Source organism: Stenotrophomonas sp. 99219_Sma (assembly GCF_056480785.1).
This window is the reverse complement of record NZ_CM151117.1, coordinates 133759-157230: the sequence shown is the minus strand read 5'-3', so window position 1 is coordinate 157230 and position 23472 is coordinate 133759. Positions and strand designations below refer to the sequence as shown.

General features: G+C 64.2%; 24 protein-coding genes. 13 read left to right on the top strand and 11 right to left on the bottom strand.

Features of this window, described 5'->3' with window-relative positions; all coding sequences use genetic code 11:
* Positions 1-53: 53 nt before the first annotated feature.
* Together ACZK13_RS00675 and pnuC are read left to right on the top strand one after the other, a co-directional pair.
* Positions 54-2243, top strand: coding sequence for a TonB-dependent receptor (locus tag ACZK13_RS00675; protein WP_253145699.1), 2190 nt, complete (start codon positions 54-56; stop codon positions 2241-2243).
* 8 nt (positions 2244-2251) lie between these two features.
* Positions 2252-2821, top strand: a complete 570-nt coding sequence (pnuC, locus tag ACZK13_RS00670; RefSeq protein ID WP_125893076.1) for a nicotinamide riboside transporter PnuC — start codon at positions 2252-2254, stop codon at positions 2819-2821.
* A 636-nt stretch (positions 2822-3457) separates the two neighbouring features.
* On the opposite strand, the gene ACZK13_RS00665 is transcribed toward pnuC, so the two are convergent.
* The 5 genes from ACZK13_RS00665 to ACZK13_RS00645 form a co-directional block, all read right to left on the bottom strand.
* Complete coding sequence (locus tag ACZK13_RS00665) at positions 3458-3874, bottom strand: hypothetical protein (RefSeq protein ID WP_125893075.1); 417 nt, start codon at positions 3872-3874, stop codon at positions 3458-3460.
* Between the two features lie 84 nt (positions 3875-3958).
* Entirely contained in the window at positions 3959-4933 is a 975-nt protein-coding gene (locus ACZK13_RS00660) for a Dyp-type peroxidase (protein WP_049423112.1), read from the bottom strand.
* Positions 4934-5056: 123 nt separating this feature from the next.
* Positions 5057-5425 (bottom strand): VOC family protein, encoded by a 369-nt coding sequence (locus tag ACZK13_RS00655; protein WP_049423115.1) that lies wholly within the window; start codon positions 5423-5425, stop codon positions 5057-5059.
* Between the two features lie 68 nt (positions 5426-5493).
* On the bottom strand, positions 5494-6261 hold the full coding sequence (locus ACZK13_RS00650) for a helix-turn-helix transcriptional regulator (RefSeq protein WP_125893073.1): 768 nt from the start codon (positions 6259-6261) through the stop codon (positions 5494-5496).
* 123 nt (positions 6262-6384) lie between these two features.
* Complete coding sequence (locus ACZK13_RS00645; RefSeq protein WP_004134798.1) at positions 6385-6960, bottom strand: OmpO family porin; 576 nt, start codon at positions 6958-6960, stop codon at positions 6385-6387.
* A gap of 806 nt (positions 6961-7766) precedes the next feature.
* Here ACZK13_RS00645 and ACZK13_RS00640 point away from each other — a divergent pair.
* The 7 genes from ACZK13_RS00640 to ACZK13_RS00610 all read left to right on the top strand — a co-directional run bounded on the left by ACZK13_RS00640 (position 7767) and on the right by ACZK13_RS00610 (position 15622).
* Positions 7767-9362: a VPA1262 family N-terminal domain-containing protein gene (locus ACZK13_RS00640; RefSeq protein ID WP_253145869.1), complete on the top strand. Its 1596-nt coding sequence runs from the start codon at positions 7767-7769 to the stop codon at positions 9360-9362.
* A 155-nt stretch (positions 9363-9517) separates the two neighbouring features.
* Positions 9518-9985 (top strand): hypothetical protein, encoded by a 468-nt coding sequence (locus ACZK13_RS00635; RefSeq protein WP_253145867.1) that lies wholly within the window; start codon positions 9518-9520, stop codon positions 9983-9985.
* Positions 9986-9987: 2 nt separating this feature from the next.
* The gene (locus ACZK13_RS00630; RefSeq protein ID WP_253145866.1) at positions 9988-11979 is read left to right on the top strand and encodes a hypothetical protein; all 1992 of its coding nucleotides are present in this window, start codon (positions 9988-9990) and stop codon (positions 11977-11979) included.
* A gap of 456 nt (positions 11980-12435) precedes the next feature.
* Complete coding sequence (locus ACZK13_RS00625; RefSeq protein WP_012509703.1) at positions 12436-12708, top strand: hypothetical protein; 273 nt, start codon at positions 12436-12438, stop codon at positions 12706-12708.
* A gap of 155 nt (positions 12709-12863) precedes the next feature.
* A complete protein-coding gene (locus ACZK13_RS00620; RefSeq protein ID WP_293798924.1) occupies positions 12864-13550 on the top strand; it encodes a hypothetical protein in 687 nt (228 codons plus the stop codon).
* A 429-nt stretch (positions 13551-13979) separates the two neighbouring features.
* Positions 13980-14243: a helix-turn-helix domain-containing protein gene (locus ACZK13_RS00615; RefSeq protein ID WP_049398603.1), complete on the top strand. Its 264-nt coding sequence runs from the start codon at positions 13980-13982 to the stop codon at positions 14241-14243.
* Positions 14240-15622, top strand: a complete 1383-nt coding sequence (locus ACZK13_RS00610; RefSeq protein ID WP_100435579.1) for a HipA domain-containing protein — start codon at positions 14240-14242, stop codon at positions 15620-15622. Before ACZK13_RS00615 ends, ACZK13_RS00610 begins: the two co-directional genes overlap by 4 nt.
* 36 nt (positions 15623-15658) lie before the next feature.
* Here the strand turns inward: ACZK13_RS00610 and ACZK13_RS00605 are convergent, their stop codons facing one another.
* On the bottom strand, positions 15659-16324 hold the full coding sequence (locus ACZK13_RS00605) for an Ivy family c-type lysozyme inhibitor (RefSeq protein WP_253145862.1): 666 nt from the start codon (positions 16322-16324) through the stop codon (positions 15659-15661).
* A gap of 115 nt (positions 16325-16439) precedes the next feature.
* Between ACZK13_RS00605 and ACZK13_RS00600 the strand changes: the two genes are divergently transcribed.
* The gene (locus ACZK13_RS00600; RefSeq protein ID WP_125893065.1) at positions 16440-16916 is read left to right on the top strand and encodes a YybH family protein; all 477 of its coding nucleotides are present in this window, start codon (positions 16440-16442) and stop codon (positions 16914-16916) included.
* A gap of 144 nt (positions 16917-17060) precedes the next feature.
* Here ACZK13_RS00600 and ACZK13_RS00595 read toward each other — a convergent pair whose 3' ends face one another.
* The 5 genes from ACZK13_RS00595 to ACZK13_RS00575 form a co-directional block, all read right to left on the bottom strand.
* Positions 17061-18086: an NAD(P)H-dependent glycerol-3-phosphate dehydrogenase gene (locus tag ACZK13_RS00595; protein ID WP_004153554.1), complete on the bottom strand. Its 1026-nt coding sequence runs from the start codon at positions 18084-18086 to the stop codon at positions 17061-17063.
* A 20-nt stretch (positions 18087-18106) separates the two neighbouring features.
* Entirely contained in the window at positions 18107-18625 is a 519-nt protein-coding gene (gene secB, locus ACZK13_RS00590) for a protein-export chaperone SecB (protein WP_005407596.1), read from the bottom strand.
* Between the two features lie 100 nt (positions 18626-18725).
* On the bottom strand, positions 18726-19163 hold the full coding sequence (locus ACZK13_RS00585; RefSeq protein WP_004134671.1) for a rhodanese-like domain-containing protein: 438 nt from the start codon (positions 19161-19163) through the stop codon (positions 18726-18728).
* Positions 19164-19220: 57 nt separating this feature from the next.
* Positions 19221-19646, bottom strand: coding sequence for a hypothetical protein (locus tag ACZK13_RS00580; protein ID WP_100470146.1), 426 nt, complete (start codon positions 19644-19646; stop codon positions 19221-19223).
* A gap of 32 nt (positions 19647-19678) precedes the next feature.
* A complete protein-coding gene (locus ACZK13_RS00575) occupies positions 19679-20146 on the bottom strand; it encodes a YiiD C-terminal domain-containing protein (RefSeq protein ID WP_005407593.1) in 468 nt (155 codons plus the stop codon).
* 35 nt (positions 20147-20181) lie between these two features.
* Here ACZK13_RS00575 and ACZK13_RS00570 point away from each other — a divergent pair, with 35 nt between their 5' ends.
* The 3 genes from ACZK13_RS00570 to ACZK13_RS00560 all read left to right on the top strand — a co-directional run bounded on the left by ACZK13_RS00570 (position 20182) and on the right by ACZK13_RS00560 (position 23375).
* Positions 20182-20991, top strand: coding sequence for a uroporphyrinogen-III synthase (locus ACZK13_RS00570; RefSeq protein WP_253145861.1), 810 nt, complete (start codon positions 20182-20184; stop codon positions 20989-20991).
* Between the two features lie 104 nt (positions 20992-21095).
* The gene (locus ACZK13_RS00565; protein ID WP_125893061.1) at positions 21096-22073 is read left to right on the top strand and encodes a uroporphyrinogen-III C-methyltransferase; all 978 of its coding nucleotides are present in this window, start codon (positions 21096-21098) and stop codon (positions 22071-22073) included.
* Positions 22074-22079: 6 nt separating this feature from the next.
* Complete coding sequence (locus ACZK13_RS00560) at positions 22080-23375, top strand: heme biosynthesis HemY N-terminal domain-containing protein (RefSeq protein WP_032130162.1); 1296 nt, start codon at positions 22080-22082, stop codon at positions 23373-23375.
* Positions 23376-23472: the final 97 nt, after the last annotated feature.

Below are 23472 nucleotides of genomic sequence, written 5' to 3'. Positions count from 1 at the left end.
GGTGCACCTGCGCGCCGTCGCTTCGTCTCCCTTGTTGTCCGAAGACGAACCGAATGAACCGCTGCCTGCGCCCCACCCTGCTCTCCCTCGCCCTCTGCGCCGCCTTGCCGCTGCATGCCAGCGAGGCCGACGCTGCCACCGATGCGGCTGCCACCGGCGCCGAGCGCTCGCCCACCGAACTGGCGGCAGTGCGCGTGCAGGCCGGCAAACCCAAGGCCGATACCTCGCGCGTGAACGCCTTCGGTGGTGGTTCCTGGAAGGACACGCCGGCATCGGTGAACGTGCTCGAGCGCGACTATCTCGACCGCCGGCAGGTGCGTTCGCTGTCCGAGCTGGCCAGCAACGATGCCTCGCTGGGCGATGCGTATGCGCCGGTGGGCTACTACCAGAACATCGCCATCCGCGGTTTCGCGCTGGACGCCGCCACCGGCTACCGCTTCAACGGCCTGTCCATCGCCGGCGAACAGCGCCTTGCGCTGGAGAACGTGCAGTCGGTGGAGATCCTCAAGGGTGAAGCCGGCCTGGCCGCAGGCGTGATGGCGCCCGGCGGCATCATCAACTACATCGGCAAGCGCCCGGCCGAAGTGCGCACCGCCACGCTCGGTACCGACTCGGAAGGCTCGCGCTACGTCGCCGTCGATGTCGGCCACTGGATCACCCCGCGTTTCGGCCTGCGCCTGAATGCCGCATGGGATTCCAGCAATTCCTACGTCGAGCACGCCGATGGCCGTCGCAACTTCTACTCGCTGGCCGCCGACTGGCTGATTGGCGAACGCGGCAAGCTGGAAGTGGATGCCAACTACCAGACCAGCTCGCAGCGTTCGGTGTCCGGCTACCAACTGCTGGGCGCGCGTGAGCTGCCGCACGGCGTGGATCGCGAATTCCTGCTCGGCTACCAGCCGTGGCAGCGGCCGGTGGATATCGCCAGCACCAACATCACCGCCCTGCACACCTACGACTTCAACGATGCCTGGCAGTCGCGCGTCTCGGTCGGCCACAGCCGCTCGGTGATCGATGACAACGTCGCCTTCGCCTACGGCTGCTACTACGCCACGCAATGCGCCGATGGCAGCGTACCGGGCAACTACTTCGCGCCCAATGGCGATTACGACGTGTACGACTACCGCAGCCCGGACGACACCCGCCGCAACCAGCAGGCCCGTGCCGAGCTGCGTGGCCGCTTCGAGACCGGCAGCGTCGGCCACCAGCTGACCATCGGTGCCGATTACTTCCGCCGCACCGTGGACAAGCGCCCGAGCGTCAACGAGTACGTCGGCACCAGCAACATTCACGACGCGCAGGTGCCGGTGTTCGAGCCGTCGCCGAAGATGCCAGGGCCGTCCGCACGACGCCTGGACAGCCGCCAGACCGCGTTCTTCGCGCTGGACCGGATGAGCTTCGGTGATGACTGGCAGTGGCTGGCCGGCGGCCGCTTCGTGCGCCTGGACGAGCGTGCCTACGACAAGCGTGGTACCCCGCAGCGGCACAGCCGCCTGTCGCGTTTCCTGCCGCAGACCGCCGTGGTGTGGAAGGCCACCGATCAGCTCAATGCCTATGCCAGCTATGTGCGCGGCATCTCGCTGGGCCAGGAAGCGCCATTCTGGACCAGCAATGCCGACACCTTCCTGCCATCGGTGCAGTCGCGCCAGCTGGAAGTGGGCGTGAAGTACGTGCCGGTCGAGGCGCTGACGCTGGGCGCAGCCGTGTTCCGCATCTCGCAGCCGTACCAGTACGCCAAGCCGGACAGCAGCGACGTCGGCTACACCTTCGTCGAGGAAGGCACGCAGACCCACACCGGCCTGGAGCTGACTGCCAACGGGCAGCTGACAGACGCGCTGCAGATCGTGGCCAGCGCCAGCGTGCTGCAGGCGCGCGCGCGCGACACCGGCACCCCGGCCTATGAAGGCCATCAGTTGGTGAATGTGCCAAAGGTGCGCGCCAGCGTGCACGTGGCCTATGCGCTCCCGTTCGTGCAGGGCCTGGATGTGACCGGCGGCTGGCGCTATGCCGGTGCCAACGTGGCACGCGCCGACGGTGGTGTACGCGCACCGGACTACTCGGTGTTCGATGCCGGTCTGCGCTTCCAGCATCGCCTGCACGAGCGTGCGGTGACCTGGAACCTGTCGGTGGACAACGTGTTCAACCGCTTCTACTGGCGCGATACCGGCAGCAGTGGCGGTGACTACTACCTGTTCCCCGGCGCACCGCGACAGGCCCGCCTGTCGGTGACGTTCGCACTGTGAGCGGCGTCATGCTCGAGTGGACCGCCGCGCTGTGCAGCATCCTTGGCGTATGGCTGATGGCCAAGCGCCGGCTGGTGGCGTGGCCGGTCGGCCTGCTGTCGGTGACGCTGTACGGGCTGGTCTTCGCCGAGGCCAAGCTGTATTCGGACACGCTGCTACAGGTCGCCTTCGGTGGTTTCCTGATCTATGGCTGGCTCAACTGGCGGCAGCACGCCTCCGACGAGGGCAGCGTCCGCATCGTGCCACTGGCACGCGGCAAGCTGCTGCGCGACCTGGCCATCGGCCTGTGTGGTGGCGTGGCGCTGGGTGCGGCCATGCACACCTTCACCGATGCCGCGCTGCCGTGGCTGGACGCGATGCTGACCGCGCTGAGCCTGGTGGGCCAGTGGTGGCAGGCGCGCCGCCACGTGGCCTGCTGGTGGGTGTGGATCGCGGTGGACGTGGTGTACGTGGGCGCGTACCTGTTCAAGTCGCTGCACGTGACCGCCGCGCTGTACGTGTTCTTCCTCGGCCTGGCCGTGTTCGGCCTGCGCGCATGGAGCGCAGCCGCGCGTGAACCGCAGGTGGCAACGCAGTAGCGCCACGCCATGCGTGGCCGGGGCTTACCGGTAGTCACCAACCTTGGTTGGCGCGCGTGCCGACCAAGGTCGGCATCTACCCAACACATCCACGCAGGGCCTGAATCTACTGCACCCGCAAGATCAGTAGAGCCACGCCATGCGTGGCTTGGGGCTACCGGTAGTCGCCAACCTTGGTTGGCGCACGCCTGCCGACCAAGGTCGGCATCTACCCAACACATCCACGCAGGGCCTGAATCTACTGCACCCGCAAGATCAGTAGAGCCACGCCATGCGTGGCTGGGAGCCTACCGGTAGTCGCCAACCTTGGTTGGCGCACGCCTGCCGACCAAGGTCGGCATCTACCCAACACATCCACGCAGGGCCTGAATCTACTGCACCCGCAAGATCAGTAGAGCCACGCCATGCGTGGCTTGGGGCTACCGGTAGTCGCCAACCTTGGTTGGCGCACGCCTGCCGACCAAGGTCGGCATCTACCCAACACATCCACGCAGGGCGTGGATCTACTGCACCCGCAAGATCAGTAGAGCCACGCCATGCGTGGCTAGGGGCCTACCGGTAGTCGCCAACCTTGGTTGGCGTGCGCGTGCCGACCAAGGTCGGCATCTACCAGGCGCATCCACGCATGGCGTGAATCTACTGGGTAAGCAGCAGGCCCAGCCGCAGCGGCTGACGCATGTCGGCCGGTGGCGCGGCCTGCAACGGCGCGGCCTGCAGGGTCGCGCGCAGGTCGGCGTCGACCTGGGCGTCGCCCAGGCTGTCGAATTCGAGTTTCGAAATGCGGCCATCCGCCGCGATCCACACGCTCACCGACAACGGCGTCGGCGTATCCGGGTGTGCCTGCATCCATTCCAGCACGCGCTGCGCCTGCGGGTCCTGCTCCTGCTGCAGGCGCTGCTGCAGCTGGCCACCCACGGCGGCGGCATAGGCCATCCAGTGTGCGGGAGCCTCCTGCGCGGAAACGCTGGCACTACCAAGTGCGAGCGCACCGAACAACGCGGCCAGCGGCCGCCACCAGCGGCGTGCGCCGGTTGTGTTCCTTGCCATCGCCATCGCCCGCCCCTGCGCTCTCATCCAACGTCTGATGGTCGGCGCGGTAGATGACAGGCAGATGGCGGGCGGCGCTGGCCGGCGCGATCAATCGCCCAGGTCGGCCAGCACCTTGCGCGAGGGCGCGAAGAAGGTCACGCCGGTGGTGGCGGTGGAGAAGTCGAGGATGCGGTCATGCAGCGGCGCAGGATTGCCGATGAACATGCGCTCGAGCATCTTCTCGATCACCCACAGGCGGCGGGTATAGCCGATGAAGTAGGTGCCGTATTCGCCACGGCCCGGGTTGGCGAACGGCATGTTGTCACGCAGGATCTCGTGCTCGCCGTCGGCGTCCTCGATGGTGCACAGGGTCTTGTGCGATTTCTGTGCATCGGCCGGTGCATCGTCCAGCTCGATGTTGTCGTGCTTGGTGCGGCCGATGATCGCTTCCTGCGCCTCGGTCTTCTGCGCGCGCCAGGCATCAAGATTGTGCAGGTACTTCTGCACCACGACGTAGCTGCCACCGGCATGCTCCGGATCTTCATCGCCCACGATGGTGGCTTCCGGCAACGACAGCCCTTCCGGATTGGCGGTGCCGTCGACGAAGTCGAGCAGGTCACGGCCATCGAAATAACGGAAGCCGGCCACATCATCGACCGTTTCCACCGCATCGCCGAACGCCATCAGCAGGTTGCGCTCGAATGCCACGATCAGGTCCATGGTGCGCGCACGGATGTGGTACAGCAGGTCACCCGGCGTGGACACCGCGGTGTGAGTCGCGCCCTTGATCTCGCGGAACGGCTTCAGTTCACGCGGCGGCGTGGTGCCCACCAACGGCTGCCACACGCGGTGACCAATGGCCACATTGCAGGTGAAGGTGCGCTCGATTTCACGGATGGCAGTGTTCTTGATCAGGTCATCGGTGCTGGCCAGCACCTCGCGTGCCTTGGCGATCGACGCCTCGTCATCCTTCACTTTCAGCACCAGGAACGCCGCCGAATGGGTGAGCGGCGCGGTGATCTGCTGCGGCTCGTTGTCGAGCGTGTGGTTGAGGGCGGTGATCGGTGCGGGCTGGGAGTTCACGGCGGTTCCTGCTGGCTTGAGGCGGGCGCATCGCGTGTGGCGATGTGCGGGCGATCATAGCGGAACCGCCTGACCGGGGACGGAGCGGTTCTCGTTCCGTCCACCGGCGAAGGTACGAAGACCTCAATCCATATCACTCCAGACCGCCAGCTCGTAGCCATCCAGATCGCGGAAGTGGAAGCGGCGGCCACCGGGGAAGGCGAATACCGCCTGCACCACCTCGCCACCGGCGGCAATCACGCGCTGCTGGGCGTCGGCAAGGTCCGCGCAGTAGAGAATCACCAGTGGGCCGCCCTGCGCACGTACCGGTGTGTCGGACACGAAGCCGCCTTTCAGGCGGCCGTCGTCGAACTCGGTGTAGGCCGGGCCGTAGTCCGTGAATTTCCAGCCGAATACCTCGCCGTAGAAGCGCTTGCTGCGGGCGATGTCGGCGACGTTGAATTCGATGTTGTCGATGCGGCGCTCGGCATCGCGGGGTGCGGCGTGGCTCATGGCGTGACTCCTGGGTGGGAGCCCCAGCTTCGGTCAGCGCGGCACGGCGGTCTTGAACAAAACGGCCATCATCGGCCCCATTCCAGGCGCAGCTGCCGTGCGGTCATGCTGGCAAGCTCGCGCGCCTCACGGCTGAGGTGGGCCTGGTCGGCATAGCCGGCATCAGCGGCCAGCATCGCCAACGAGTGCTGCGGCAGCGCGCGGCTATGGCGAAGAAAGCGCTGCAGGCGCAGGATGCGCTCCAGCGTCTTGGCGCCGTAGCCGAACTGCGACTGGCTGAAACGGCGCAGGCTGCGCGGGCTCAGGTTCAAGCCTGCCGCCAGCTCGTCCAGCGTAGCTTGGCCACGGCCAAGCGCGTGGAACAACACATGAGCCCGTTGCGCCTGCACGTCGAGGGCCGCCGCGCCCATGTGCTGTTGCAGGCACTGCGCCATCCGCTGCAATCGTTGAGCCGGCGCGGTATCGCCAATGGAAGCAGCGGCTGCTGTGGCCCATCCGCCCTTCAGATCGGCCAACGGCACCGCCTGTCCAATGATGCCGGCCAGTGGCAGTCCCAGCGCGGCCAATGCCTGGCCAGGTCGGAAGCGTGCCCCCAGTACCTGTGCACCGGGTGCCAGTGCCGGATGTGCAGCCACCCGATCCGGGCCGACCACGAACAGCGCGCCGTCGCGCCAGAGGATATCCACGCAGCCATCGGGCAATACGGTGATGTGCCCATCGGCATCGGCAGGGAGCTGGCTCTGCCACAGCTGGCCGAAGTGGCCACGCAGCGGCGCAGGCACCAGATGCTCCTGGTAGGCCATGCCAGTACCTGCGAGGGAGGAAGGGTCGCCCATGCCGCATTGTGGCGCCACAGGGCCCATAAAAGTGAAGCCCGGCGCGAGGCCGGGCTTCGGTTGGCGTGTGGGAGAGAGAGAGAGTCACACGCCAGCACAACACGCACTAACGACAGGCGTTTGTTACCAGGTGAAGCGCGGGCCCACGAACCACTCGCGGTCGCCGGCCTTGGCCAGCTTCACTTCGCCACTCAGGCCCCAGTTCTGGTTGAACTTGGCGGTGGCGCCGACGCGGCCGTAGAACTCGCCGTCCGGGTTGTAGCCGTGCTTCTTGCTGAAATCTTCGTAGCCGGCCATCACGTAGCCTTCCACGTACGGGTTGAACGCGGTGCGCACGCCCACTTCGGTGGAGTAGCCGTTGAAGTCCAGGCCGCGCTTCTCGTCGTACTTCTGGTACGCAACACGGGCCACCAGGTCGGTGTTCGGTGCGATGCCGTAGTTGTAGCCGACACCCAGGCGCCACTGGTCGACGTCATTCTTGAACTTGTCGGTTTCCTGGGCGCTGTAGTCGCCAAAGACGTGGAAGTTCGGGTGCACCGCAACGGAACCCTTCACCTTCCAGCCATCGGCGTCGCCGCCCTTGGCATCGGTGTTCACGTAGCCGCCTTCAACGTAGTTGTACGACAGGCCATCGGTTGCCGATGCAGCGAACGGCAGAGCAGCCAGAAGACCCAGGGCAAGCAGCGAATTCTTGTTCATCGGGACACACCTTTAATTATTTTGGTTTCGTCGACCGCCTCCCGGGAGGGGGAGAGAGAGGAGGCGGTCGACAGGTGTGAATTATCCGTTAGGGGGTCTAATCAACCCTGAATATTGAACTGACTGGTGTATAAATAAGGCTGGCGTTCAGGGAACTCCGCATGTCAGCCCCCTCCTGCACATCACCACCCGATCCACACCGCGCACGCGGCCTGCTGCATGCGTTGATCCTGATCGTTGTGCCACTCGTAGAGGCCGCTGAGCGGAAATCGCCTGCTGCGGCCCACGGCATCGTGCGGACCGGGGATGTCACGCGCTTCTGCTCTGAACGCCTGCCCTCGGCCACGCTTCTCATAGCCCGTGGGAACAGTGGTGGCGTGACCACTCGAAGTGGCTCCCTCAAGAGCAAAAGCAGAAGCACGCACGATGGGGTCCGCCTGGATCTGTTGTCTGTCTACAACTCCGCCGGACACCCGCCGCCCCATTTCAAACGTGGTCCCCAGCACTCTCCTGCTGCCAGCAGAAGATGAGATTGTCGGCTCGTGCAAACGTTTTGGAACCCTCTGTCCAAAGAAGGGAACCAGTCTGGTACTAGACTGTCCTCGAACTTCGGTCGCCGCCATTGGCAGCTCGCTGCTACCAACGAAGCCGATCAAGTCTCTGCCACCTCGAGAAACGCGGAATATCGCCGATATCATCGTACTACGCGCGGTCTCGGAGATCCGATCCAGGGGCGCCCCTTCCAACAGAAGGCGCACCGAGGGCCACTCGGGAGTAGCAATATCTATCACAGGGAGCATTTCGAAGTGGCAGGCGAAGAAGGCCAAGGGTGGGTGGTACTCAGAATTGTCACGATTCATGACGGTAGTGAGGTTGGAAGACTGTTGTTCGTTACTCTGAGCGAACTGCCGCTCGGCGCGCTCCGGCCCACCATTCCGCATGGATACGAATCATTTGCGCTGAAAGGGAGCACGGAAACTGTTCGCTTCCGTCGAACCGTACTCGCAAAAAAGGAGGCGATCGCCTGGTACCTGTCGCTTCAAGAGGGTGAATGCAGTTCACCCACGGCTGGCGACAGCTCGGACATCGAAAGCATAGACGCTACCAGGATCCTCGTATCACAACTGGAAGATCTACAGCCTTGGCCGAAGCTTGGCCTTCCGATTGGCGACTCGTTCTTCAAGCTTTCCGGGAAGCGGATCGACAATCCAGCCCCCTTTATTGGCAGTGTTCCCGCACGGATACATCGTCGATTTGGCGAGTGCAAGGGTCTTGAGGCATTCCTACGCGATGAGAATGCGCAGGCGTTCGTCGCACGGCGCATGCACGTCAGCCTGTTCGATTACCAGGAGTATCTTGGAAGCGCAGTCTATATTGCTCCCGATCCGATTGTTCGAAAAGTCGAGTGTTTCATGGTTCCAGCCAAAGGGGAGCGTGGTGAGCGAATCTTCTATCGAATTATCCCTCGCATTGGGCAAAGCCTTCGCGGACTTCACCTCACTGCAATTGACAGCGAGACACAACTGCTAACCGGATTTGAAACACTCCCGGTCCCCGACGATGGAATTCTCGATGTCGAGAAAGGCAGTTGCATGGGAAGGTACGGATACGTCCTGACTCATGAAGAGCACGGAATTCTCGCATATCACCCACCAACGTCCTTCCTTAGGCAAGTCAACGTAACCACACGATTCATACCTCGCATCCGGAGAACGGTTCACGTTGCGCTTAGCGATTCCGATGACGCACCCGACGCCGAATACACGGCTGCGGAAAGTTCAGAAATGACGTCGAGTCGTGTCATCGGGGAAGTGAAGGACGCTGGAACCGGAGCACGCGTAGCGGCCATGGCTGCCTCGCGTGAGAGGCGCAACGCAGCTCGCCACTATGGACAGCGCTGGTTTCCGGCGGGATCACGCAAAGAAGCAGTAGATCTTCTAAGGGATATCATCAGCCGCGTGCGGTCGCGTTTGATGATCGCGGATCCCTATCTAGGGGCTCTGCAGTTGAATCAGTTTCTCTACTCGGTGCACGGAAGTGCGCTGAGCATTCAGATATTGACAACGGCAAATGCGTTCAAACCCAAGAAAGCGATGACCAAGCTTCAAAGACTAGATCATTTCAACGGACATATTGAAGACCTGAAAGCGATACAGAATTTGAACCCCGAAGTCAGAGTTATTTCCAAGCACAGTCTTCATGATCGCTTCCTGGTGGTGGATGATGAGGTGTGGATGCTGGGTTCTTCACTGAATTCCTTGGGAGACAAGGCGTCAATGATCGTGCGCTTACCCAATTCTTCTGAGGTGATCACTCGACTGGAACAGTTGGCGCACGATGCCCCCGATCTTGCCCGGTACCGAACGATGGTGATTGACGAGAATGGCAGGGGCACCCAATGAGTCGATTCCCCTCTAGCGTGAATGTAGAAAGGACGCGCGAATCGAAGACTCGGAGTGCGGAGATCATCTGGGGATGTGAGAGCGGCGATAGCCGGCGGTTTCCGACCACTCTCGATGCAGTCTATGGGCGAAAGCACTCCCTTGATCCCGCTCCGATGTCTGCCTTTCGCGAGGCGGTGCGACAGGCAACCGACCGCATATGGGTGGTGGATCCGTACTTCCTTCTTCCCGCCGAGAAGCAGCACCCCGAGAGCCGGATAGAAAGGATCATTGATTGGTTGCACGAAGAATTGATCGCAAGCGATGTGCGGATACTCACCAAGGCCCATGCAGAGATCAATGCAGCGGCGTTGCAGCGGTTTCAGGATCGCGCCAAGAGAATAAACGCTCGGCAGACGCGACGCGGGACCGAATGCAGCATTCGTGTCTGTACCCGTCTAACCGAGAAATTTGATCTAATACATGATCGCTTCGCAATAATTGACGAAGAGCTTTGGCACTTCGGCGCGACGGTGGGCGGATTTCATAATCACGTGAACGCGGCCAGCCGTGGCTGGGACGCAATTAGTTCAGGCGCGATCGATTTCTTCGATATGGCCTGGAGCAGCTGCGAGGGAAAGTAGCCATGCAATGGATCGGAGAGCGCCACCCCGGCGACACAGGCGAATTTTGCCAAGAGCGCTTCATAACTCGCGAAGATTTTCTACAGCTGGTCGACGAGCTTTCTGGTGCCGGCTCATCAGTAGTGAGCGGGCTGTCCAACCACATTGATTCGACAGAGCGGTTGATCTCGAACGAAGAATGGGGCTTGTTGATTTCGAATGCTTCATCCTCCTGCAGAAGCGCGGAGATGCTTTCAACACTGGCATGCGCTCAGGCGCTTGCCAACCGGCCCAGTCTGTCTACGTGGGGCAATGTTCAGCAGATCGCGCGCCACTCTTGGGAGGTCGAGAATTGGCTGCCCGAGGCGATGGCAGCGCTCGCTACTCTCCACGACAAAACGGTAGGTTCCTACATCGAGCTGGCGAGGACCCTCTGGTCTGATCTGGACCAAGGTGAGATGAAGTCTCTCACCCCCAAAGTCAGTCAAGTGGTACAGGAGCACCGAGCATACTGGGATGGCTCGACTCACCGCTTGGACGAGATATGGTGGGGCCTTCGTGGTTCTGACGTCATGATTTATGAGGACGCGATGCGCGTCTTCGGCCTTATCGCCGAGTTCGCTCCGGATGATTTTCATCAGCTGTTGGGACGATCCAGCAATCCGTTTCTTGTTAACGCCGCTCTGTTCGGCGGGTCAGTTGCAGCATTCAACCCGCGCTTCAGTCGATGGGAGGCGTGCGTGCGTGCGGCCCCCCTTGCATTTGATCCAGACGGCCGTTGGACAGGTTCGGTTCTATTGCCACTTCTGCTGGTGCATGCCCGCAGCAATCTGATGGGAGCCATGAGAGCGGTCCCACGTTACGGCGCCGACGAAGAGGAGGTTTCCACTCTCTCCCGTGCGACTACCGAGTTAGCGCAGGCAGTCGTGGGTGCGCTAGCTGCTCGAGAGGACGCACCAGCGACGTTTGGACGTTGGTGCTCGTGGCTGATGCGGCACATGATCCTCCGGGGAGAACTTCAGTTCCAAGACGTACGGGCGGACGGCTTTGTAGACAATGCACTGCTGGAGGCTGCGACATCGAAGCTACAAAGTTCGGAACTGTTCGGCACCCCGCCAGCAGATGCCGCGGAGTGGGAGTACTGGAGCCACTATTGCGTACACTGTTTTATGGCTCATGAGGGAGAGGGGAATGGACCCCGTCTTGAAGGGCTGATGTCCGAATGGGAGATTTCTCCCGAAGACTGGAGAGGAACAAAAGGACGCTCTCTGGTCGAACGCGCATCGCTTCATCTCCCGCGAGAGGGCTCTCCCAACCTTTCTTCCCACTTGCTCGCAGTTCCCCTCGGCTCCGGCAAGGATCTGTCTGCGGCCTGGCTGAGCTGGTGGGACACGGCCTATGGCCTGCGCGAGGTATTGGAATTCGGTTCTACAGATGTTGGAGAACGTGACTACTCTGACAGGTCAGACGCCAGCAGACTTCTGCTAATGCTCGCCTGCGTTGGTGTTGCCGCTCTCGACCAGGCCGCAGCCCGGCTCAGCAGCTCCCACACTGTTCATCGGTGGGACGTCGCACATTTGAACGAGGCGCTTGGCACGGCGGTCCTTTCGATTCTGCACATTGATGACACGATATACCGCGAGAAATGGCAGCAACTTCTCCTCAATCTGGCACTGCGCAGGGCTCTCTGGGATGAGAGATTCGGATCCCCACGGTCGAACGGTGTCTTGTCCATCGACGACAAGCCAAGCCTGCAGGAGTATCTGGGCAACCTTCGGCATGAGCCGACAGGCTTGATTGCACTTCTTTGCAGTTGCATCCGGCACGAAGTTTCGGTGGACGCCTTGCGTAGCGTTCTCCAAGCCGCATCGATCGATCTTCCAGCGGTCGTCGGGATGTTGGAGAGACTGAATGAGGTGAACGATCGGCGCTATCCGTTGAACGGTGAAGCATTGAGGAAGATCAAACCGCTCTTGAGGCCGGTGCAAGCTGGCAGTTCCCGGACCAATGTCTGATTTGTATCTGATCCATCGCAGCACCGCAGCCCTGACGGTGAGTGCCATGCCGTCAGGATTTATCGTGGTTGCGGAGGAGCATCCGAGACTGACACAGGGTAGAGCAGACTGAACAGTTCATTCGGCCGATTGGTGCATTGTCAGTTGGGAAGAGTGGCGGACAGCCGCGGTCTCCCTTTTCGTAGTGACAGTCACTGCGTGTCCCAATCAACTTCTGCACTGATGCGGTGTATCGATCATCTTGTGACACCCGCTTCATACTGATGAATTGGCAGTTATGAAGGGGCGCAAGGCGATCCGCCGGGCCGGATCAGCTCGCCTCATCCCGCTTGTTAATGCTGGGTCAGAGGTGGGCTTCACAGTGCTTCCACGTATTCAAATTCCAGCTGAAAGCGCTTGGTAGCGCCGGGAACAAACGCCGCTATATTCCAGCTTCCCCAGACGAAGGAGGGAGTGATGAAACTGACCTCGCAACACATGAAGATGGCCCGTGCACTCAGCGTGGCGCTCATCGCCACCGTGAGCCTTGGCGCTTGCGCCTCTTACAAGAACGAGTTTGCAACGATCAACTCGCGTCTCGACCAGCTCGATGTAAAGGTGCAGGGCGCCGCCCAGAGTGCCGAGTCCGCCAACCAGTCGGCGCAGCAGGCCAACCAGCGTCTGGACCAGATCGAAGGTCGCGTGCAGCAGCTTGAAAGGGCACCTGCCGGCCGCAAGCCGCGCGGCTGATCCTCCCTCACCGTTTGAACTGATCCATCTCTGTATCGGGAACCAGTGGCCTTCACCGGCCACTGGCATCCTTCCACCAAGATTGCACTGCAAGGAGCCGTCCCATTCGTACCTCCTCCTCCCCTGCGCGCCGCGCCCTCCATGCCGCACTGGCCATGGCACTGGCCGTTGCGTGCAGCGGCGTAGCCAACGCCAGGGACAAGGACGTACCTGCACCCCCGGTCGCCGCAGTCGATGAACTGCCCGCTGACCAGAGCGTGTCCGAGACGGTGATCGAACTGGCCGGCTGGGTAGTCGCCAGCAAGGACAACCAGGGTTATCCGTTCGCGATCATGGACAAGGCGGCTGCGCAGGTACTGGTCTTCGGTGGAGACGGCAAGCTGCGCGGTGCCGCACCGGCGCTGTTCGGTTCGGCCATCGGCGATCACTCCGCACCCGGCGTTGCCAAGCTCGCGCTGAGTGCGATTCCAGGCCATGACCGCACTACCCCGGCGGGCCGTTTCATTGGTGGCTATGGCCCCTCCGACGATGCCGGTCGCGTGCTGTGGGTGGACTACGATTCCGCCGTTTCGATGCACCCGCTGCCGCCAGGCACTCCGAAAGAGAAGCGCGCCGAACGGCTGGCATCACCTTCGCCGGACGACAACCGCGTTACGCACGGCTGCATCAACGTCACGCCTGCGTTCTACGAGCAGATCGTGCAATCCACGTTCGAGAAGGGCGGCGTGTTCTACATCCTTCCGGACAAGGATTCGATCGCGAAGACGTTCCCGGAGTTCGCGCAGAGCCGGGGCGATGCAAAGGACGAAGGCGAGAAGGGCGCGCGGCGCGCGAGCAAGTAACAGACGCTTTGCCTGCGGCCATGGCTGGTTGTGGCCGGGGTGCGGCCAGGCCTGTTGACGATGCGAGCCTGCGCTGCAGGCAGAGGTTCCCGGGCACGCTCCTGGCAGGCCCCACCTGGACCCCACTCATCGCGGAGGTCCCACCCTCGTGGCGCTGCCCATATGGACCGGATGAGGCATCGCGCTCCCACGACGTCAAAGAATCCTTGAGTTCATGAGGATTTTTTGGAGGCTGGACGCCTTTGCAGATAAATCCTTATTTCAATGAGGATTTTCTTGCATCCAGCTCTTTTGCCAAGAAATCCTCAAGATCGAAAGGATTCTAAGGAATCCTGGGCTTTGCGCGAAGAATCCTCACCGCAGTGAGGATTATATGGTATAGACGATGGGTCGAATCCAGAGCGTCAGGCTCTGCTGGGGGAGTTCCCATTGAAGATCAGGCTTGAGAAGGCTGAGGCCTTGGGACCACTGGTGAGAGCCGCCCGCAAGCATCAGGGACTGCGCCAGGATGCAACCGCCGAAGGCATCGGGGTCAGCGAAAATTTCCTGGCAAAGGTCGAACGCGGCGGTACCACGGTGCAATGGGGCAAGTTGTTCACCGTGCTTGACGAGCTGGGGCTGCATGTCGAAATCGACGTGCCGGACGAAGCGATGGCCCTGCTGGCCAAACGTGCCAACGGGAAGGTGCCATGAGCGCCCCCCGTATTGATCTCAAGGACGTCATTACAACGACCGTCCTGTCTGGACTGCACTATCCGCTTCCACCACGCGAACTGCAGGTCAGCATCGACGAAGCGCCGGTGGGCCGCCTGACCGAAGCAGCAAACCTGTGGCGCTTCACCTATGCGCCGGAGTGGCTCGGCAGCGCACATCGGTTTCCACTGGCGCCTGCGTTGCCACTGCAAGACACCGCCATCCTCGATGGCTCCAGCCAACGCCCCGTGCAGTGGTACTTCGACAATCTGCTGCCGGAAGAGCAGCAACGCACGCTGATGGCAACCGATGCCAGGGTGGATGGCGCGGACGCGTTCGCATTGCTGGCCGCCTATGGCGCGGAATCGGCAGGCTCGTTGACGCTGCTGCCTCCAGGCCAGCGCCTGCCACCCGGCGGCAGAAAACCACTGCCCGATGCGGAACTCTCCACGCGTATCCAAGGCCTGCCACGCACGTCGCTTGCGGCGGGTGCCGCCAAGCGCATGTCACTGGCAGGTGCCCAGCACAAGCTGGCAATCATCGAGACAGGGGGAGAACTCTACCAACCTCTGGGCGCCGAGCCCTCGACCCACATCCTCAAGCCTGACAGCACCAGCAGCAGTTATCCCCACAGCGTGGCCAACGAGTGGTTCGTGATGCGCCTTGCACAGCGCATGGGGCTGCAGGTGCCGAAGATCGAGCGCCGCTACGTACCGGAGCCGGTCTTCATCATCGAGCGCTTTGATCGCGAAATCACCGCCGATGCCATCCATCGCCGTCATGCCATCGACGCCTGCCAGCTGCTCAACCTCGACCGGCAGTTCAAGTACACGCTCGGCAGCATCGACACCCTGAAGGTCATCGTCGAGCAATGCAGAAGCAAGCTCAAGACGCGCGTCCGCCTGTTCGACTGGTTGATCTTCAATGTACTCACCGGCAACAACGATGCGCACCTGAAGAACCTGAGCTTCCTGGTCGACAGCAGGGGCATCGAACTGGCCCCCCACTACGACCTGCTGTCCACCGCATGTTACGAGACCCGCGCGTATGCCGACGAGGGCGCACGTTGGCCAGAACGCTCGGAACTGTCGTGGCCCATTCTCGGTGTCGCGCGCTTCCACGACCTTCGTTTCGAGCATCTGGTTTCTGCCGGTGAAGCGCTGGGCCTGGGAAGGCCGGCTGCCACCCGGCAGCTGCGCCATCAGATCGACCGCATCACGAGCGAAGCCCAGGCGCTTTACGCGCTGGTGCTGCAGGAAAACCAGCAATGGTCGACCCGTTTCGACATCGGCCCAACCTTGGAAGGCGAAGTGCATTTCCTGAGAACACTGGTCCACGTGATCATCGCCGACATGGTGAGGCAGCTTTCACCCGCATGATGCGGCCGCCGGAACATCATCCGGCGTCACCACCGATTACTCGCAGGACTCGCCTTCTTCCTTCAGCATCGCTTTGTCCACCGGCTGCTCGCGCTCGATCAGCGCGCGCTGCTCGTCGCTGGGTTCACCCAGCCACCAGATTCTGCAGCGCGCGGTAAGGCGGCCGACCATCTTCGACTGATCGGGCGAGTACAGCATCGCCAATGCGGTGCCGGGGCAGTCGTGGGCCTGGCAGGCGGTGTAGAACCACCATGGCTCGCCCTGCAGCACCACCAGCTCGCCGGGCCCGCTGGGCCCGCTCAACAGGCGTTCGCGCAGCGACGGAATCTCCTTGTCAGCAGATTCGGCCGCGGCTGTGTTCTTCATCAGGGCGTTGAACGCGGCCAGCACCTTCGGATCCTTGCGGCCACAGTCGTCCACGGTGTTGCCGCCCACCAGGGTGAAGAAATGCGTCGCCAGCGGGTTGTCCGCACAGGTGAGTTCTCCGCCGGCGCTCGGGTCTTCCGGTTCGCCTTCGTTGTCCCACACCGAGGGGTCTACGCCGTCTTCGATGGACGGCGCCTGCTCGACCACCGTTGCCGTGGCCGCAGGTGCTTCGGTGGTTGGTGCCGGTGCGGTCGGTGCTGCATCCGGCGCTGGTGCCTGTCCGCAGGCGGCCAGCAGTGCGACCGTCAGTGCCATCCCTGTGATTCGAATCTTCATTCCTTGTCCTTGTCTGATCTGCGGTGCATGCCGCCGCGCGGGCGCCTGCGTGATTCTAACCAGCAGTGCGCTAGGATGCGTTCGCACGTTCCCGTCATCGCCTGGAGCCGGACGCATGCACCGCACACGACTCGCCGTGATTTTCTGCAGTGCCCTGCTGCTGGCATCGCCGGCCATCGCCCACGATGCTGAAGGTGCGAAGCCCGCACAGCCTCTTCCTGATGCGGCCCTGCCCGCGACGCTGGACCGCGTACTGCGCGACTACGAGCAGGCCTGGCGCACGGGCGATGCCAGGGCACTGGCTGCGCTGTTCGCCGAGGATGGTTTTGTGCTGCAGAGCAACCAGCTACCGGTGCGTGGGCGCAGCGCGATCGAAGCCGCGTATGCCGGCCAGGGCGGCAGCCCGTTGCGGCTGCGCGCGCTGGCGTACTCGGTGGAGGGCAGCACGGGCTACATCATCGGTGCCTACACCTACGGCAACAACGTGGGGGACACCGGCAAGTTCACGCTGACGCTGAAGCGCGTGGGCGACGGGCCGTGGTTGATCTTCTCGGACATGGACAACACCAGCGCGCCGCCACGGGCGCGGTGATGGATTCCGCCGGGCATGGCCCGGCGCTACCGGGCGCCAATCAAGGTTGGCTGCTACCAGAAGCGGATTCCGGAGTAGATCCACGCCATGCGTGGATGGGCCACACACATAAAAAACCCCGGCACGTAGCCGGGGTTTTTCGATTCACTTGAACAGCGTGTCCGGATACTCCGGTTTCTGTTCCCGTGCCAGCAGCGCGCGCAGGCCTTCCTCAGGCGTCTGCTCGCCGTGCAGCACGGCACGCACGCGGTCCGAGATCGGCAGGTCGATGCCATGACGGCGTGCCTGTCGCATCACCTCGTCGGCGGTCTGCACCGACTCGACCACCTGGCCGATTTCGCGCACGGCATCCTGCAGCGTCTGGCCGCGGCCCAGGGCCAGGCCCAGGCGGCGGTTGCGCGACAGGTCGCCGGTGCAGGTCAGCACCAGATCGCCCAGGCCCGCCAGGCCCATCAGCGTTTCCGGCTTGGCGCCGATCGCCGCGGCCAGGCGCAGCATCTCGTTGAGGCCACGGGTGATCAGGCCGGCACGGGCGTTGAGGCCCAGCTGCATGCCGTCGGCCACACCGGTAGCCACGGCCAGCACGTTCTTCATCGCGCCGCCCAGCTCGGCACCGACCATGTCGTCGCCGGTGTAGGCGCGGAACGCCGGGCCATGCATCGCCTCGGCCACCGCCTGCGCGAACTCGGGCACGTCGCCGTGCACGGTGATCGCGGTCGGCAGGCCCTGGGTCACTTCCTTGGCGAACGACGGCCCGGTGACGACGGCCAGCGGCACGTCCTCACCCAGCACTTCGCGCGCCACTTCATGCAGGAAGCGGCCCGAACCAGGTTCGAAGCCCTTGGTGGCCCAGGCCACGCCGGCACCGGCCGGACGCAGCGGCGCCAGCGCACGCACGGTTTCACCGAAGGCATGCGACGGGGTGACCACCAGGATCCAGGCGGCGCCCTCCACTGCCGACGCCAGGTCGGTGGTGGCACGCAGGCTGTCCGGCAGCGGGATGCCCGGCAGGTAGCGCGGGTTCTCGTGGCGCTGGTCGATGGCCTCGACCACGGCAGCGTCGCGCCCCCACAGCACGGTCGGGTGACCGTGCCGTGCGAGCAGGCTGGCCAGCGCGGTTCCCCAGGAACCGGCGCCAAGCACGGCGATCTTGTCAGCGGTAGTGCTCATCCGTGACGTCGCGGCAGGAATCAGGCGTTGCCAGCCGGCTCGGAGTCAGCCAGCGACGGTGCGTCGCCCTGCTCCTGGCGCTGGCGCAGGGTTTCTGCGTACAGGCCTTCGAAGTTGATCGGCTGCAGGAAGAACGGCGGGAAGCCGCCGGCCTGGATCAGGTCGCTGATCAGCTGACGCACGTACGGGAACAGGATGTTCGGGCACTGGGTGCCGAGCAGCACGTCGATCGACTGCGGGTCCAGGCCGACCAGGCCGAACACGCCGGCCTGCTTCACTTCGGCCACGTAGGCGGTGCGCTCACCGGCCTGGCAGGTCAGGGTCACGGCCAGCACGACTTCGAAGGCGTTCTCGCCCAGGCGCTGCACCTGCTGGTTCAGGTTGAGCTGCAGTTCCGGCTGCACCTGGTCATTGAAGATGGTCGGAGCGTTCGGCGACTCGAAGGAGACGTCCTTGACGTAGATCTTCTCGACGGTGAAAGCAGGGCCGGTAGCGGCATCGACCGGCGCAGCGGCGCCGTTGGTGATCTCTTCGGACATTTCCAGTAACTCCAGGTGAATGCAATGAAAACGATGGTCGAACTACTGCGATGGGGGCGGGATCAGGCCCATACAAGGCCGGATCCGCCACCTGCGGCAATCAGTTGCGGCCCTTGACCAGCGGCAGCTCGGCCTGCTGCCAGGCGGGAATGCCGCCGTCGAGCACGTAGACCTTTTCGAAGCCGGCCTTCTTCAGCGCCTTGGCGGCGGTTTCCGAGGCGTTGCCGCTGCGGCACACCAGCACCACCGGCGACTGCTTGGCGTTGGCCACCAGCTTGTTGTCCGGGCCGAAGGCACTGGCCTGGGCATTGCGGCTGCCGGCAATGTGGCCCTTCTCGAAGTCACCGCTGGCCGACAGGTCGACCACCACCGTGCCACCCGCGTTGATCAGCTGGGTCAGTTCGGCGGGCTTGATGCCCTTGAAGCCCCGGAACAAGCGGCGGATCTCGGTGACGATGATGGCCACGGTCAGGCCGACCAGGGCCGCGGACAGCATCGGGTTTCGGCCTGCAAAGGCCAGCAACTCTTCGTAATTCACTCAGGTCACGGGTCGATTAAGCGGGCGCCGATTGTCGCACAAGCCGGACGCGGCCCGTCACTGCCCCTTCCACAGGTCCGGCAGGCCGGCGGTCTGCCACCAGCGCTTGGCCTCGGCATCCCAGCGCCAGCGCTCAACCACCACCACGGTGCGTTCGGCCTGGGTGTTCTGGTTGATCACCCCGATTTCGACCCGGCGCTCGACCAGGCCGCCTTCCAGCGCCGCGCTGCTGCGCTCGCGGTAGGACGACACGCGCAGCTGCGCGTAGCGGTTGAGCTCGAACTCGGTGGGCGGCTTTTCCTTGCGCAGCTTGGGGTCCAGATAGCCGATGGCATCGTCCATGCTGCCCCAGCGGATGGTGGCGCCGTAGGCGATCTGGGTCTCTTCCAGCAGCTTGCGCTGCTTGCGGCTCAGGTCGTCGGCCGAAGCCACGGCGCTGGCCAGCAGCAGGGAACACATCAGGAACTGGATGAGGCGGCGCATCGGTGGTTTCCCCAGAACGTCAGCCTGCCATCCTACCCTTTGGCGAAGGCAACGAAGCGACCGCTGAACTCGGCGGCGGGCTTGCCATCGGCACCGGGCTGGGTGGCGATGATGCTGATGCGGGCCTTGCGGCGCTGGCGGAAGGTGTTCAGGAAGGCATCCCAGCCAGTGGCCTCGGCCGCTTCGGCATGGGCGTGCAGGTCTTCGTAGACCGGTGCCAGGTAGCGCAGGTTGCTGTCGGCCACGTAGACCTCGGCATCGTGGCCGGCCAGGCGCAGGCGCAGGCTGACCAGTGCCCAGCCGGACAGGGTCAGCACCGAGGCCAGGCTGCCACCGAAGGCGTTGCCCTTGTCGTTGACGTTGGCGGCCAGCGGCGCGGTGATGCGCAGCACGCCATCGGCATAGCCGTCGAGCTGGATCTGCATGGCGCGGACCGCCGGCATGCAGTCAAGCACGTCCTGCAGGGCGGCCAGCGAGGAAGTCAGAGCATCAACGGACATCGGAGCAGGGACCACGACAACGAAGGGCCCGCATAATGCAGGCAATGGCCGACCATACGATACCCACTGGCGCTGCCGGTTCCGAGCCGGGCTGGACCTTCATTTCGCTGCGACCGCAGGGCCAGAATTCCGCGCTGCGCCGCGCCGTTGCTGGGCTGGGCGGGCATGTGCTGGCCCTGCCACCCTGGCGCCTGCAGCGCCTGAACGGCACGCCAGTGGTGCACCAGCTGCAACGCGCGCTGAACTGCGATCGGGTGGTGTTCACCAGCCCGGCCGCTGTGGCAGCGGCCGCGTCCCTGCTGCCGCTGGCCGAGGCACAGCGCAGTCCGTGGCTGACCGTGGGCGACGGCACCGCGCGCGCGCTGCGGGCGCAGGGCGTCGCCGAGGTGCATGCGCCGCAGCGGATGGACAGCGAGGGCCTGCTGGCGCTGCCGGTACTGGCGGACGTACGCGGCCTGCGCATCGGGCTGGTGACCGCCCCCGGCGGACGCGGCCTGATTGCCGCGCAACTGCAGGCGGCCGGCGCCAGCATCGAACGCGCCGATGTCTATCAGCGTCGCCTGCTGCGCCTGTCGCCACGCACGCTGGCTCGATTGGCGCATTCAGCGTATCCGTGGGTGCTGGCGGTCAGCAGTGGTGAGGCGTTGCTGCATTTCTGGCAGCAGCTTCCGCCGGCATTGCAGCAACGCTGTCAGGCACATGCCAACGCCGTCGTGGCCAGCGAACGGCTGGGCGAACAGGCGCACGCATTGAGGCTGCAGCGCGTGGTGCGCGCGGCCGGGCCCACCACCGCGCAGCTGGTGGCGGCTGCACACGCCACGCTCACCGTCCCGGCAGCGAACTGAACAGGGACGTGGGTCACGCTTGCCGCTGTGGTCGGCAACAGTGATGCTGTGCACAACGCGGCCTGCCGGAACCTGACCGGCGACGGTGCCGACAAGGAAGCCCCATGAACGAGACTCCGCCCGTTTCCCCGCCCCGTCGACCCGTGCGCTGGCTGCTGCCGCTGGCCGGGGTGGTCGTGCTTGGCGTGGGCGGCTATGCCGGCTGGTACGTCTGGCAGCAGCAACAGCACCAACAGGAAGCGCAGGCGCAGACCACGGCCGTACAGCTGCAGGGCCTGCAGGCGACGCTGGATGCATTGCGCCGCGACCAGCGCGCAACCAGCCAGCGCCTGCAGGATGCGGCGACCACCAACCGCGTGCTGCGCGACGAGATGCTGGGCCTTTCCCAGCGCAGTGCGCTGCTGGAAGAGAACCTGGCCAAGCTGGCCGACAGCGCCAACCAGGGCCGTCAGGCGGTACAGCGCGATGAGGCCGAACTGCTGCTGACCCAGGCGGCGCAGCGCCTGAACTACGCCGACGACGTGGAAGGCGCACGCCGCCTGTATGCACAGGCCGCCACAGCGCTGGCCGATCTGCCCGACAGCGACGGCCTGAACCTGCGCCAGGCCCTGGTACAGGAACGCGATGCACTGGATGCGCTGGGCACCGGCCCGCGCGTGCAATCGCTGCAGCGGTTGGATGCCCTGGCCAAGGCCCTGCAGGGCCTGCCCTCGCAGGTGACGGGTAGCACCGCGCCCGGCGCCGGCAAGCCCTGGTGGCAGGCCACGCTGGCACCGTTCGTGGACATCACCCCGAGCCGCCAGAATGGCCCGCTGACCGCCGCCGAACGCCGCAATGCCGACGATGCGCTGCAGCTGGAACTGACCCTGGCGCGTGCCGCAATCGAACGTGGCGACCGCACCGGTCGCGATACCGCGTTGGCGCGCGTGGAACACTGGGCACAGCGGCGTTGGCCGGATTCACCGGCCCTGCGCGCGCAACGTGCTGAACTGAAGGCCTTGCGCGAGCTTCCGCTGCAGGCCAGCAACAGCGTTCTTGGCAGCACCCTGCAGCAACTGCGCACCCAGACCGACCGGAGGTAATCCCCCATGAAACCCCTGCAATCCCTGGTCGTGCTGTTGCTGGCCGTGGCCATCGGCGTGGTGGCCGCGCAATGGCTCGGCGCCGATGACCTCAACCGCTTCGGCGAAGTGACCCTGCGCTACGGCGGCTACGACTACCACAGCAACCTGCCCAAGGTGGCACTGCTGTCGGTGATCGCGGTGCTGGTGCTGTGGCTGCTGTGGAGCCTGATCGCTGCACCGTTCCGCGCCTGGGGCCGCTACCGCCGCAAGCAGGGCCGGGTGCGCCTGATCGACGGCCTGCAGGCCTATGAGCACGGCCAGTGGCAACGCGCGGAAAAGCTGCTGGATGGTGCCGCCAAGGATCCGGAAGTGAGCGCGGTGGCGCTGGCCAATGCCGTGCGCAGTGCGCAGGCACGTGCCGACGGCCCCGCCGGTGAAGCCCTGCTGCAGCGCCTGGGCGAGAGCGATGCCACCCTGCAGGCGCTTCTACGCGCCGAACAGCTGCTGGCGCGCGATCTGCCGGTGGATGCGATCAACGCGTTGGATGTGGCGACGATCCAGCCGCTGCCGCCGCGCGGCCTGTGGCTGCGTACCGAAGCGCTGGCACAGGCCGGCCGCGCCCACGAGGCGTATGGCCAGCTGGGTGCACTGCGCCAGAGCAAGGTGCTGCCGGCCGACGCAAACAGCGAACTGGAAGCACGCCTGGCCGCACAGGCACTACTGGAAGCGGCCGACGTCAATGCGCTGGCCGCGCAATGGGAAGCCACGCCGAAGGCGCTGCGGCCAACCCCGGACGTGGTGGGTGCGTATGCCAGTCGTGCGGTTGCATTGAACTGGGACGAACCGGCGCTGCTGGCGTTGGAACAGGCACTGGACCAGCGTTGGGATGACGAACTGGTGGCGCTGTATGGCCGCCTGCCGGCCGAGCGCCTGGCCACGCGTCAGGCCAACCTCGCGCGCTGGCGCAACGTGCACGACAGCTCGGCTGCGCTGCGCCTGGCACAGGGCCGCGTGGCCCTGGCCCAGCAGCAGTGGGATGCCGCCGATGCGTTCCTGCACGAGGCCATCGCCGCGGGCGCCGGTGCCCCGGCGTGGGAGGCACTGGGTGAGCTGTTCGCACAGCGTGGCGAGCACGCGCTGGCCGCGCAGTGCCTGGCCAATGCGCTGCGACTGCAGCGTGGCGAGGACAGCGTGGAACTGGTGCGCGGCACCGAAGCGCCGCTGCGTGCCACGGTGGAGGAGCAGCCGGTTACGGTGCAGCCGCCGGTGTATGACGCCAACGAAGAGCGCGACGAATTCGGCAATCCACGGTTGCCGTGAAGCGTGCCGACCAACGGTCGGCACCCACCGGAGCAGAAAAACGCCGCCCATTGGGCGGCGTTTTCATCTGTGGAACCCGGTAGTCGCCAACCTTGGT